Annotated in this window: 13 protein-coding genes; 2 read left to right on the top strand and 11 right to left on the bottom strand. The window is 60.5% G+C overall.

The window, feature by feature from the left end:
* Nucleotides 1-5 precede the first annotated feature (5 nt).
* The 9 genes from AC1RO5_RS06555 to AC1RO5_RS06515 all read right to left on the bottom strand — a co-directional run bounded on the left by AC1RO5_RS06555 (nt 6) and on the right by AC1RO5_RS06515 (nt 10293).
* Nucleotides 6-632 carry an ABC-type transport auxiliary lipoprotein family protein gene (locus AC1RO5_RS06555; protein WP_493173709.1) on the bottom strand — a complete coding sequence of 209 codons (627 nt, stop codon included), beginning with the start codon at nt 630-632 and terminating at the stop codon, nt 6-8.
* The gene (locus AC1RO5_RS06550) at nt 629-1567 is read right to left on the bottom strand and encodes an MlaD family protein (RefSeq protein WP_493173707.1); all 939 of its coding nucleotides are present in this window, start codon (nt 1565-1567) and stop codon (nt 629-631) included. The genes AC1RO5_RS06555 and AC1RO5_RS06550 overlap by 4 nt, the downstream gene beginning before the upstream one ends.
* Nucleotide 1568: 1 nt before the next feature.
* Nucleotides 1569-2372, bottom strand: a complete 804-nt coding sequence (locus AC1RO5_RS06545; protein ID WP_007941535.1) for an ABC transporter ATP-binding protein — start codon at nt 2370-2372, stop codon at nt 1569-1571.
* Nucleotides 2369-3517 (bottom strand): MlaE family ABC transporter permease, encoded by a 1149-nt coding sequence (locus tag AC1RO5_RS06540; RefSeq protein ID WP_493173703.1) that lies wholly within the window; start codon nt 3515-3517, stop codon nt 2369-2371. The genes AC1RO5_RS06545 and AC1RO5_RS06540 overlap by 4 nt, the downstream gene beginning before the upstream one ends.
* A gap of 53 nt (nt 3518-3570) precedes the next feature.
* Nucleotides 3571-4599, bottom strand: a complete 1029-nt coding sequence (locus AC1RO5_RS06535; protein WP_018927290.1) for a DUF5924 family protein — start codon at nt 4597-4599, stop codon at nt 3571-3573.
* Between the two features lie 230 nt (nt 4600-4829).
* A complete protein-coding gene (locus AC1RO5_RS06530; protein WP_493173699.1) occupies nt 4830-6206 on the bottom strand; it encodes a M16 family metallopeptidase in 1377 nt (458 codons plus the stop codon).
* Nucleotides 6207-6262: 56 nt separating this feature from the next.
* Nucleotides 6263-7921, bottom strand: a complete 1659-nt coding sequence (locus AC1RO5_RS06525) for a Na/Pi cotransporter family protein (RefSeq protein ID WP_493173695.1) — start codon at nt 7919-7921, stop codon at nt 6263-6265.
* A gap of 211 nt (nt 7922-8132) precedes the next feature.
* Nucleotides 8133-8900 carry a TerC family protein gene (locus AC1RO5_RS06520; protein ID WP_493173692.1) on the bottom strand — a complete coding sequence of 256 codons (768 nt, stop codon included), beginning with the start codon at nt 8898-8900 and terminating at the stop codon, nt 8133-8135.
* An 85-nt stretch (nt 8901-8985) separates the two neighbouring features.
* Nucleotides 8986-10293, bottom strand: a complete 1308-nt coding sequence (locus tag AC1RO5_RS06515; RefSeq protein ID WP_205888962.1) for a CitMHS family transporter — start codon at nt 10291-10293, stop codon at nt 8986-8988.
* Nucleotides 10294-10612: 319 nt separating this feature from the next.
* Between AC1RO5_RS06515 and AC1RO5_RS06510 the strand changes: the two genes are divergently transcribed.
* Complete coding sequence (locus AC1RO5_RS06510) at nt 10613-11014, top strand: GFA family protein (RefSeq protein ID WP_493173689.1); 402 nt, start codon at nt 10613-10615, stop codon at nt 11012-11014.
* Here AC1RO5_RS06510 and AC1RO5_RS06505 read toward each other — a convergent pair whose 3' ends face one another.
* On the bottom strand, nt 11015-11341 hold the full coding sequence (locus tag AC1RO5_RS06505) for a DOPA 4,5-dioxygenase family protein (protein WP_007941525.1): 327 nt from the start codon (nt 11339-11341) through the stop codon (nt 11015-11017).
* A gap of 83 nt (nt 11342-11424) precedes the next feature.
* Here AC1RO5_RS06505 and AC1RO5_RS06500 point away from each other — a divergent pair, with 83 nt between their 5' ends.
* Nucleotides 11425-12090, top strand: coding sequence for an NAD(P)-dependent oxidoreductase (locus AC1RO5_RS06500; protein ID WP_493173686.1), 666 nt, complete (start codon nt 11425-11427; stop codon nt 12088-12090).
* A 5-nt stretch (nt 12091-12095) separates the two neighbouring features.
* Here the strand turns inward: AC1RO5_RS06500 and AC1RO5_RS06495 are convergent, their stop codons facing one another.
* The gene (locus tag AC1RO5_RS06495; RefSeq protein WP_096481545.1) at nt 12096-13046 is read right to left on the bottom strand and encodes a choline sulfate utilization transcriptional regulator; all 951 of its coding nucleotides are present in this window, start codon (nt 13044-13046) and stop codon (nt 12096-12098) included.
* Nucleotides 13047-13125 lie beyond the last annotated feature (79 nt).

Raw genomic sequence — 13125 nt, 5'->3', positions numbered from 1 at the left:
TGGCTTCAGGGCCTCAGCGGCGGCGCGACTTTCTGACCTTGCTCCACCGTCCACGCCACCACTTGCGCCGTCAACTGGTCGCTGGCCTGGCCAAAACCCGCGACAACCGCCGGTACCTTCACATCGCTCAACGGCTGGCGCACTTCAAAGCGCCGACTGGCGAGGATGCGCTGGTCATACCCACGCACCAGCAACGCATCCAGCCGCACGACCACACTCGCCGTCGTGCCCTGGTATTCGGTCTGGAACGCCTGCAAGTTGCCGCCCAGCTCCAGGTCCGCCTGCAGATTGCTGTCATCGGTGCTGAGCAACGGCACCCGACCGTCACGCTGGAAACCATCGAGCAGACGATTGCGCAACAGCACCGGCGCCGGGTCGCTCCAGCGGGAAGCCTTGTAGCTGCTGATCAGGTCACCCTGGGGGATCACGGCGATTTTCGGGTTGTTCAAGGCTTCGCTGGTCTGAGGCTTGGCCAGTCGCAACGACCAGTGCAGCATCGCACTGTGATTGGCCGGTGCGCTGTTCTGGGCCGAGGGCAACCGGTAGACATCGGATGGCTCGGACTTGGGCAGAATCGAGCAGGCACTGGTCAGCGCAAAACCGACAGCCAAGGCTAACGGGATCAGCTTCATGGCGTGAACTCCTTGTTCTTGTCACTGCCCAGCAGGTAACCGCTGGGGTTGGCCTCAAGCCTCTGGGAAATGGTGCGCAGCGAGCTCAAGGTATCGCGCAACTCACGCACCGCCGGTGCCAGGCCATTGAGGCCCTGCAAGCCGTTGTTGAGGGAATCCTGATTAGTGGTGAGCAATGAGTTGATGGTCGCGCTGCTCTGTTCCAGGGACTTCATGGCTTGCTCGGCACTGCCGAACATCTGCTTGCCCTGATCGTTGAGCAGGCCGTTGGCGTTGCGCATCAACGCAGCGGTTTGTTCAAGTGTGGCGGAAGCCTGTTTACCGACCGACGCCAGTTGCTGCATGGCCTGACCGATGTCGCCGCGCTGGTCGGCGATGGTGCCGGTGGTTTGCTCCAGATTCTCAAGGGTCTTGCTGATGCGCTCGACGTTTTCCGAAGAAAACATCTGATTGGCGTTCTGCATCAACACGTTCACACCGGTCATCAGGTCGTTACTGTCGTTCAGCAATCGGGCAATGGGCGAGGGCGCTGCCACGATGGTCGGCAAATTGCCGTCCTTGCCCTTGAGCGTCGGACTTTGCGGCGTGCCGCCGCTGAGCTGAATGATCGAGGTGCCGGTGATCCCGGTCAGCGCCAGTTTGGCCTGGGTGTCTTCCTTGATCGGGGTATCGCCGCCCAGGCGGATCCGCGCCAACACCCGGCGTGGATCGTTCGGGTCCAGGCGCAGCGTCACTACGTCGCCGACCTTGATCCCGCTGTACTGCACGGCGCTGCCCTTGGACAAACCGCTGACCACCTCATTGAAGACGATTTCGTAATCCTTGAATTCGGTGTCGACGCTGGACTTGGCCAGCCACAGACCGAAGAGCAGGGCGCCTGCCACCACTATGACGGTGAACAGGCCGATCAATACGTGATGGGCTCGGGTTTCCATGTCAGACCTCGTTGAGCTGGTTAGCGGCCGTCAGCGCCGCGCGGCCGCGAGGGCCATGGAAGTATTCGTGAATCCACGCGTCGTCGGTTTCCGAAACCTTGTCGATGGCGTCCGCCACCAATACTTTCTTTTGCGCCAGCACCGCCACCCGGTCGGTGATGGTGTAGAGCGTGTCGAGGTCGTGGGTGACCAGAAACACACTCAAACCCAACGCATCGCGCAGGGTCAGGATTAACTGATCGAACGCCGCCGCGCCAATCGGGTCGAGACCAGCGGTGGGCTCGTCGAGAAATAGAATGTCCGGGTCCAGCGCCAGCGCCCGGGCCAGGGCGGCGCGCTTGATCATGCCGCCGGACAATGAAGCTGGGTACTTGTCGGCCGCTGACAATGGCAATCCGGCCAATGCCAGTTTCACCGCCGCCAGGTGCTCGGCGTCGGTACGGCTCAGGCCGGCGTGTTCTATAAGGGGCAGGGCGACGTTCTCGGTCACCGTCAGCGAAGAGAACAGGGCGCCTTTCTGGAACAACACACCGAAGCGCCGTTCGACCAGCGAGCGCTCGTGCTCCGACAGGCTCGGCAGGTTCTTGCCGAAGACCTTCACCAGCCCTTCGCTGGGTTGGCGCAAGCCGACAATGCTGCGCAACAGCACCGATTTGCCGCTGCCGGAACCGCCGACCACCGCCAGAATTTCGCCCTTGTACAAATCCAGGTCGAGGTTCTCGTGCACGCTCTGGCGGCCGAAGCGATTGCACAGCCCACGGACTTCGATCACCGCCTCGGTAGGCGCTCGGGGTAGACGACTCACCAGCCCATCTCCATGAAAAACAACGCGGCCACGGCATCGAGGACAATCACCACGAAAATCGACTGCACCACACTCGACGTGGTGTGCGCGCCGACAGACTCGGCGCTGCCGCTGACCTTGAAGCCTTCAAGGCAGCCGATGGCGGCGATCAGGAACGCAAAAATCGGCGCTTTGACGATTCCCACCAGGAAGTGCTGAACGCCAATGTCCGATTGCAGCAGCGACAGGAACATCGCCGGCGAGATATCCAGCGACAGCGCACAGACCACGCCACCGCCGACAATCCCCGACAACATCGCCAGGAAGGTCAGCATCGGCAGCGCCACCAGCAACGCCAATACCCGCGGCACCACCAGCAACTCCATCGGGTCGAGACCGAGGGTGCGGATCGCGTCGATTTCTTCGTTGGCCTTCATCGAGCCGATCTGTGCGGTGAACGCGCTGGCGGTGCGGCCGGCCATCAGGATCGCAGTCAGCAACACGCCGAATTCCCGCAGAAAAGAGAACGCCACCAGGTCCACGGTAAAAATGCTCGCTCCGAAGCTCGCCAGCACGGTCGCGCCGAGAAACGCTACCACAGCGCCCACCATAAAGGTCAGCAGGGCGACGATGGGGGCGGCGTCGAGGCCGGTCTGCTCAATGTGCGCGACCATCGGCGTGAGGCGCCAGCGCTTGGGACAAAACAGCCCGCGCGCGATGGTTTGCAGGATCAGGCCGACAAAACCCAGCACCTGCAGGGTGTCCTGCCAGATTGCATCGACCGCGCGGCCGATACGGGTCAGCAGTTGAATGCCGACGCTGATTTCCGGCTCTTTGATCGGCACGCAGAAATCAGTCAGCGAACAATACACCGTCTGCAGCAAGGCGCGATCGGCGGAGGAAAGGGTGCAATCAGGGTGTTCGGCGGACTTGCCCAGACGCTCGGAACCCAGCAACTCCACCAACAGCGATGCACCCGCCGTATCCAGGGCACCGAGGCCGTTGAGGTCGATGGGGGTGTTATTGTCGTATTGGCCACGGAGCTTTTCGCTCAGGTGGTTGAGATCGGCGTAATGGGCGAGCGTCCAGTCCCCCGTGACCCGCAGCAGGGCTGGGGTGTGCGAGGTATCCAGTCGGGCACTGCCGGGCGTTGTGCTGCTGGTCATAAGCTCCTGCTTGTTCGGCAATTGCGCAGACCAGATTAATAGCACGAACCGCGTTACTTATCTTTGATGGGTGTGCTGTCCATGACCTTGAAGCGCAGCACGCCGATCAACTGGCCGTCTTCGGTGAGCACCCGAACCTGCCATTTACCCGCGGGATTGCCGGGGAAATTCTGCTTGTGGGTCCAGGCGCGGTAGCCTTCCTTGCGCCCGCCGTGGATATCCAGAGGGATGCGGTCGACCTCTTTGCCGTTGAACATCCAGACGTGATAAATCCGCTCGTCCAGCCCCCGTGGGGCATTGATCGCGGTGTAGGCGTACAGACCGTCGCCACGAATCTGCTCGGCGCTGACTTCTTCCAGGCTCTTGCCAGGGGTGCGGTCCTGCATTTGGGTGCTGATCGCCACATCGGTCATCCACAGGGTGGCCGGCGGAACCCAGGAACGCAGCACCCAGCCGACAGCGCCGATACCGACGGTGATACTGAGGATCGCCAACGCATTGCGCACGGTCCGAATCGGGAAGATCGATGCCAGGCTCGGGAACGACAGCACCATGGCGATGCCTAGCGCCAGTTTGAAGCTCTGGGAGGTGGTCAGGTGCAGGATGACGGGCAGGGCGGTCAGCAGGGCCGCGAACAGGGTCAGGGTGTGCAGCGCCAGGAACGCCCAGCGGCGCGGCGCCAGCCATTTGTAGTAGAGCGGGTCGATGATCGAAATCAGCGCCGCCATGCCCAACAACCCCGTGAAGAACAGCTGGCCGCTGTTCCAGGTGGTGGTGATGAAAAAGAACGGCAGGACGAAGAACAGGCTTTCCTGATGGATCATCTGCGTCGCGTAACGCAGCAGGGGCTGGGGTATTTCGCGCTTGAAGACCTTGGCGAACAACTCGGTGAGGCTGTTTTCCAGCATCAGCCAGACCCAGCTGACCAGCATGATGGTGGTGATCCAGGTCGCCAGGCTTTGTTGGCGATCCACCAATATGAAGCTGCCGACCCCGGAAATGAAACCGCCAAGCGCGATGACCCCGGGATAGCGCTTCATCAATTCCAGGATGCGCTGTATGTACAGGGTCAGAGTCGGCATTCGGCGGTTCGCAATAGTCGTGGGAAAAAACCCCGACAGGGTACCGTCCGAGGGACTATGTGGCGAGGGGGCTTGTCGGAACGCCGCATCGCCCCGTTCGGCTGCGCAGCAGTCGCAAAATTGGCCGGTGTGTGTGCCGGATAAATCGAGGTACCCTTTTTAGGGCCGCTTCGCAGCCCAACGGGGGCAAGCCCCCTCGCCACACAAAACCCGTTGCCACAGGGAAATAACTACTTTCTGCGGTGAACACGCCAACCCAATACCCCAAGCACCATCAATCCAAATCCCCCGGCAATCGCCCACATCAACTGGTCATAACTCACCAACGGCTTCTCGATCCGCAAATACCCCGGTTGTAGCAGCAACTCACGCATCGCCTGGTTCGCCTCGGCCAGCGTCACTTCTTGCAGTGCCTTGGCCGGGTTGGTGAAATGGCCGTCCTCGTAGTCCCCAAGGGCGCTCCAGTAGTAATCCGCCAGAGCGCTGTTGCCTTGCACGGCCCAGCTCTGGCGGGCGATGGCGGCCTGCTTGAGGCGGGCGAAGGTGGTGGCGTCGAGACCGTTCTTGAGCAGATCGGCCTTGAGCTCATCCAGCACCTGTTCAGCTGCCGGCACATCGCCGCGTTCAAGGTCGGCGTTCAGGCTCATGAAGCCCACTCCGCCAAACACCTCACGCTCGGCCGAGGGCCCATAGGACAACCCATGGACCAGGCGCAGTTGGCGATAGAGCGCCCAGTCCAGGTAGTCCTTGAGCAGATCGAACGTTTCGTCGGGCTGGTCTTCCTGCACCGGTTCCGGCACCAGCCAGTGCAACTTGGCGCCGCCACCGACAAAACCGTGGCTCAGAGTGCGCTCGTGGGCCGCGCTGGCCTGGATTGTCGGCAAGGGCAGGTGATCGGCAGGCTCGACGGCTACGAGCGCGCCATAGGCCCGCTCCAGATAGGCCGGCAGCAGGCGGTCGAGCTCGCCGACCACGATCAGGGTCATGTTATTGGGCGCGTACCAGTCTTTGCGCACCTTCTCCAGTTGCTCGCGGGTCAGGTGATCGACCTGCGCACGCTCAGGGCATTTGAGGCCCAGCTCCACTGCTAACTGATTGCTGGCGGTGTGGCCCAGGTCCTGGCGATCCATCCAGCGTTGCAGGTGCGAATAATGGCCACCGTCTTCGCGCTCGACCACCTGCTTGGCGACCTTGATAGCGTTGTCGTCGATACGGGTCTGGGTCAGCAGCGCCAACAACAGATCGAGGGCCTTACGCTGGTTTTTCGCCGGCACTTCGATGACGAACGTGGTGTCGGCGTTGCTGGTGTAAGCGTTCCACTCACCACCCAGGGCCTGCATGCGCTCTTCCAGACCGCCTTCGCCGGTGGCGTCGATGCCGCTGAACAGCAAGTGTTCGAGCAGATGCGGCAACTCCTTGTCGGCGCAGCTGAAATCATCCAGACCCACGCCGACCACCAGCCGAATCGCCACATGCCCGCGCTCGGTGCCCGGTTTGAGGACCAATTGCAGGCCGTTGGGCAGCGTGTAGCCCTCGACCTGAAAGCGATCCAGGGCAAATGAAGGCAGGGCGCCAAGCAACAGACAAGCGAACAGCAGACAACGCATAACGAGTTTCCGTACGACCAGCGTAAGTACAACAGACTTCAGGCAACTGTGGACGTTCAGGGTGAATGAGTGATGTCAGCCAAATCGTCGACCACCAGAGCACCGGTGTCCGAAGTGCCCAACACCGTATAGGCACTGCTGCAAAACAGCGAATTGAGGCGCCTCATGTCAGCGATCAGCTCCAGATGCAGCGAACTGGTCTCGATGCTTTGCACAATCTTACGGTGCAAACGACTGACATGAGCATGGGCCAGGCGGCGTTCCTGTGCGCGAAAGCGACGTTTCTCACGCAGTAACTGGCGAGCACTTTCCGGGTCGGAACTGAGGAATACCGACAACCCCAAACGCAAGTTGGCAATCAGCTGGCTGTGCAGCCCCGCCAACTCCTCCAGACCGACCTCGGAAAACGACCGGCGTTGCGAGGTTTTCTGCTGCTGAACCTTGCGCAGCATGCGCTCGATCACGTCGCTGGCCAGTTTCAGGTTGATCGCCAGCTCGATGGTTTCCGCCCAACGCTTGCTATCCTGTTCGCTGAGGTCTTCCCGGGGCATTTGCGCCAGATAGAGTTTGATGGCGCTGTAGAGCGCTTCGACATCATCGGTCAGGCGCCGGATTTCCTGGGTGACGGCTGTCTGTTTGCCGCGCAGCACGGCGAGCATGGCTTCGAGCATGCTGTCGACCAGATCGCCGATGCGCAGGGTTTCCCGGGCGGCATTGGCCAGCGCCAGGCTGGGGGTCACCAATGCTGTCGGGTCAAGATGCCGCGGTTTGGCCGTGCCGTTGATGTCCGGCCGCTCTGGCAGCAACCACGCACAGAGCCTGGCCATCAGCCCGACGCTGGGCAGCAGGATCAGACAACGCGTGGTGTTGTAGAGCAGGTGGAAGCCGATGACCATTTCCTGAGCGCTGAAGTCGAAGCTGTCGATCCAGTGCACCAATGGGTCAAGCACCGGAATAATCAGCAGCAGCCCAATCAGTTTGTACAACAGGCTGCCCAGCGCCACCTGACGGCCAGCGGCGTTCTGCATGCTGGTACTGAGGAAAGCGAGAATGCCGCTGCCGATGTTGGCGCCAATCACCAGGCCGATGGCCACTGGCAGACTGATCACATTGGCACCGGCGAGGGTCGCAGTCAGCAGGACGGCGGCCAGGCTGGAGTAGGAAATCATTGCGAATAGTGCGCCGACCAAAGCATCGAGCAAAATATCGCCGGTCAGAGAGGCAAAAATGACCTTCACCCCCTGAGCATGCGTGATCGGCGCGGCGGCCTCGACGATCAGTTGCAGCGCCAGAATGATCAACCCCAGACCGATGCTGACCCGGCCCATCTGCCCGACCCGGGTCTGCTTGCGCGACAGGAAGAAAATCACCCCGAGGAAGATCAGCAGCGGCGACAACCACGACAGGTCAAGGGTCAGTACCCGCGCCATCAGCGCGGTACCGACGTCGGCGCCGAGCATGGTCGCCAGGGCCGGGGTCAGCGCCATCAGGCCCTGACCGACAAACGAGGTGACGAGCATGGCGGTGGCGTTGCTGCTCTGGACCATGGCGGTCACCATGATCCCGGCGATAAACGCCAGCCAGCGCCTGGACATGTTCTGCCCGATCACGTGGCGCAAGTTGGAGCCATAAACCCGCAGGATGCCGGTTCGGACGATGTGCGTGCCCCAGATCAGCAAGGCCACGGCCGATAACAAATTGAGCAGGGTGAGCATACAGGCCCCCTGTGGTGGTAGCGCCCCAGTGGGGCAAGTTGACGGTGCCGCGTTCTTCTACGTTCTGTACTTAAGCTGTAGTTGGCTAACGGTCTGGACGCCAGCATCGCATAGCTAAAGAAGCGATTGAAATAAAACTGTCATAGAAACAGTTTGATGCCGACATGACAAAGGGGCCCGAAGGCCCCTTTGTCACAGCAGGGTGTTCGGGTTATTGGCCCGGAACATCCTTGCGCAGTTTCACTGGCTCTTGCTGCTGTTTCTTTTTCATCATCGCGGTGCGCATCTTGATGTTGATTGCTTCCACTGCCAGCGAGAACGCCATGGCGAAGTAGACGTAGCCTTTTGGCAAATGCACGTCGAAGGATTCGGCAATCAGCACGGTACCGACCAGCAGCAGGAACGACAGCGCCAGCATCTTCAGCGACGGGTGCTTGTCGATGAATTCGCTGATGGTGCCCGAGGCCCACATCATCACCAGCACGGCAACGATGATTGCCGCGACCATGACCGGCACGTGGGAAACCATGCCCACCGCCGTGATCACTGAGTCCAGCGAGAACACGATGTCGATGATCGCGATCTGGATGATGGTGTACAGGAAATTGCCGCCCTTGCCCGAAGGCTCGTCGCCACCCTCGTCTTCGCCTTCCAGCGCGTGGTACATCTCTTGCGAGCTCTTCCACAACAGGAACAGACCACCGAAGAACAGGATCAGGTCACGCCCGGAAATACCCTGGCCGAACACTTCGAACAAATCGGAGGTGAGGCGCATGACCCAAGTGATCGACAGCAGCAACAGAATCCGCGTGACCATGGCCAGCGCCAGGCCGAAAATCCGGGTGCGCGCCTGCATGTGCTTGGGCATGCGGCTGACCAGGATCGAGATCATGATGATGTTGTCGATACCCAGGACGATCTCCAGGGCGGTCAGGGTGAAGAAGGCAACCCAGATTTCAGGGTTGGTCAGCCATTCCATGTGTATTCCTTTGAGGATGTGTTAAACCACGAAGGGCCCAGGCTTCAAACAGCAAAGCCTGGACCCGTCATGGTGAGTCTTGGGCTTATAGCGTGCTGAACAGCGGAAAGATCCCCATCAGCAAGGCCGCCACCAGTATGCACAGGCAAACCAGCACTGCCCACTTCAGGGTGAACCGCTGATGGTCACCGAATTCGATACCGGCCAGGGCCACCAACAGGTAGGTCGATGGTACCAGCGGGCTCAGCAAGTGGACGGGTTGACCGACGATCGAGGCACGTGCCATTTCTACCGCGGTTATACCGTAATGACTGGCGGCTTCGGCAAGTACTGGTAACACGCCGTAATAAAATGCGTCGTTCGACATGAAGAACGTGAACGGCATGCTCACCAGCGCGGTGATCACAGCCAGGTACGGGCCGAGGAAATCCGGGATGACCGCCAGCAGGCTCTTGGACATGGCGTCGACCATGCCGGTGCCCGTCAGGATACCGGTGAAGATACCCGCGGCAAAGATCAACCCGACCACCGCCAACACGCTACCGGCGTGGGCCGCAACACGGTCCTTCTGCTGTTGCAGGCAAGGATAGTTGACGATCATCGCGATACTGAACGCCACCATGAACAGCACCGGCAGCGGCAGCAAGCCAGCGATCAAGGTGCCCATCAGTGCCAGGGTCAGCGCGCCGTTGAACCAGATCAACTTTGGACGACGGGCATCCGGGAACTGCGAAACGCTGATTTCGCTGTGGTCGATTTCATCACCGACCAGATGCAATTCACCCAGACGCGCACGCTCGCGCTTACCGTAGAAGTAGGCAATCGCCAGAATCGCCACCACGCCGGCCAGCATCGCCGGAATCATCGGTACGAAGATCGCGGATGGGTCCACGTGCAGCGCACTGGCCGCACGAGCGGTCGGACCGCCCCAAGGGGTCATGTTCATCACGCCACCGGCGAGGATGATCAGACCAGCCATGATCCGCGGGCTCATGCCGATGCGGCTGTAGAGCGGCAGCATGGCGGCCACGCAGATCATGTAAGTGGTGGCGCCATCACCGTCCATGGACACGATCAGCGCCAGCACGGCAGTACCGACCGACACTTTCAACGGGTCGCCCTTGACCAGTTTGAGGATCTTGCGCACGGCAGGGTCAAACAGGCCGGAGTCGATCATCAGGGCGAAGTAGAGGATGGCGAACATTAGCATCACGCCGGTCGGCGCGAGCTTGGTGATGCCTTCGAGCATCATCGGGCCGATCTTCGGCGAGAAACCGCCGAACAGGGCGAAAATGATCGGGATGATGATCAGGGCGATCAGCGCGGACAGGCGCTTGGTCATGATCAGGAACATGAACGTGATGACCATGGCAAAGCCAAGGAAAGTCAGCATAGGAATACTCCAGGCGTAGCGCGGCTAGGGAATGGGCGAACCGATGGGGTCAGCGCAGAACGGGAAGCACGAAACGTACGGGCGGAGTTGCAGCGAAGAGGCGGATAGGAGCAGACATCAGAATCACCATTGTTGTTGTTAAATGGACCGGGCGAGCGATAAAAAACTCGCGTTGGCCAGCCGGTCTGTTGCCGGCAGTGGGGCGATCCTAATCGGGGAAGCTTTCAGCCAGCTTTCGCGGATGAAAGCATTGACCGAATGTACGACCGGTCGTCGGCCGGGTTTAGAGTCCGTAAACACGGGCTCAGGAGGAAAAGGCATGGGCGAACTTCACACCGGCGGCTGCCACTGCGGACAAATGCGCTATCAATTCAGCGGGCCGTTGCAGGATATCGCCCACTGCCATTGCTCGATTTGCCGGCGGGTCAGCGGCGGGATCGTGACCACCTGGATCACCGTGCCTGCCTCGGCATTTGCCTGGGTCGCGGGTACGCCGTCCCGGTATGACTCTTCATCCACTTGCACGCGGTATTTCTGCCCCAACTGCGGGGCGCAACTGGCGCTGGTGACAACGCTCAGTCCCGAAAGCATCGACGTGACCATCGCCACCCTCGACCATCCCGAGCAGGCGCCGGCCCAGCGGCATATCTGGACCGACAGTCGGTTGCCCTGGCTGCATCTGGACGAACACTTGCCCGGCGAGGCCGAAGAACAACTCTGATCAGAAAACAGACAGGTCCAGCGGACGGATCGCACCCATCCAGATCGCATGTTCGGTGTGGTCGAGCAGATCGTTGCCGGTGTCCGGGTGCAGGAACACCACCAACCCCTTGCGATTGAGCGCCAGCCACGGCAACACCTCGCCAAGGTATTGCGGCTCGAAAGCCAATTGGCAACTCCAGTCCGGGTGTGGGCCGACCAAACGCTCGTGCACGCGGCCCATCTTCAGTGGAAACAATTGCGCGGCCTGCTCACACAAGGCCCGGGCCTGCGGGAGGGTGTTGGCGTCGAAATAGACATGGGCGTGGTAGCCCTTGATCTGTTGCATCTGAAACCCCTTTGAACCTGGTCGAACCCACACCGTTCCCCACAGGTCTTACGTTATATAGGCAGGACGTTCGGAGCACAGCCATGAAAAATGCCGAAACCCCGGTAGTGAAGGTAGTGCTTTATGGTGCCATGAGTAGCCTGGGCAGTGCGCTGATGGCGCAAATGCTGCGGCGCCAACATGAAGTGATCGCGATTCTCGATGACCTTACGGCGCTCGCACCACGCCCCGGATTGCGCACCAAGGCCGGCGACCTGTTCGATGCCAAGCGGGTCAAGCAGAGCGTGGCCGGTTGTTCGGCGGTGATCTGTCTGCTGGATGCACCGGGGTTGCCGATGAACAGCGAACACATCGAACAATCCATCGTGCCCGGCCCGGTCGAGCAGTTGCTGGCGGTGGATGCACTGATCGACGGCATGCAGGCCGCAGGCATCTCCCGGCTGTTTCTGGTGGGTGATTTCGAGGTGCTGGACGATCCGGAGATAGACGACCCGTTGCAACGCCACGCCGCCGAAGAAATCCGCGAGGCTCTGCAAAGCAGCCCATTGCACTGGACCTTGGTGAATACCCCTCGTGGCGTGCCGGGGCTGTCCATCGGGCATTTCAGTCACATCAGCACGAGCCTGGAACCCGGCCTGGCTGAACCGCTGGAACGGTTGCACCGCGTTGCTGTCGGGATTGCCGATGAGTTATGGCTGAATTTGCATGTTGGTCAGCATGTGAATTTTGTCGCGACTTCGGAACCGTAAAGCCCTCATACCGCAATCGATGGCAAAGGAAGGCCATTGAGCGATTGCGCACTGCTGGCCTGTTCCGCCATCAACCAGTCCACAAACGTTTGAATCAACGCCCCACGCCGTTTGCGCTGGGGCAGGACCACGTAATATCCCAGCCTGGAAATCACCGTCTCGGCAATCGGCCTACACAACAAACCTTGCGCCAGCAAGTTATCCACAAGGTGCCGCCAACCGATCGCAACGCCCTGGCCGCCAATCGCCGCTTGAATCAGCAAGGTGTAATTATCAAAGCGCAGTTGCCCCGGGGCTGGCGCCGACGTGATCCCCAGCTCGCGAAACACGCCGCTCCAGTCGAACCAGTTGCTGCTGTGTTCGCCCCGCAGGTGCAGCAGTGGAAACTCCAGCAATGACTGAGCCGGCAAGGGCAGGGGGCGATCCTTCAAGAGCAGCGGGCTGCACACTGGAAACACCTCTTCGCTGAACAGCCAGTGGCTCTCACCCTGTTTGAACCGACCATCGCCGAACAGCACCGCCACATCGATATCAGTGCGCAGCATGTTATGGCTGCGCTCACTGGTGACCAGGCTGACGTCCACTTGAGGATTGGCGGTATGGAAGCGGTGCAGACGCGGCATCAGCCAGTACGCGGCGAAGGCGAAGTCGGTGGCCACCTGCAACACTTCGTGTTGCTGCTGTGCACTGATCGCGCTCAATCCAGCGTCGATATTCTGTAAACCTAGCTGAACTTGCTCAAACAGAATGGCGCCAGCCTCGGTCAATTCGATACCGCGATAAATGCGGTCGAACAACCGCGTAGCGAGCTGTTCTTCCAAGCGTTTGATCTGCTGGCTGATGGCCGGCTGCGTAGTGCCGAGCTCCACTGCAGCGGCAGTGAAACTGCGCTGGCGGGCCGCGGCTTCAAAGGCACGCAGCAGGTCCAGAGACAAATCACCGAGGGCGTCATACATAAGCTGTGCTTATCCTAGTCATTGCCTGGCATGGGCTTTACCACAAATTTTAGGGGTTGCATGCTCGATCACAGCACTC

This window comes from Pseudomonas sp. GW822-FHT02G04 (genome assembly GCF_058802085.1).
This window is presented reverse-complemented; position numbering and strand designations above follow the sequence as displayed.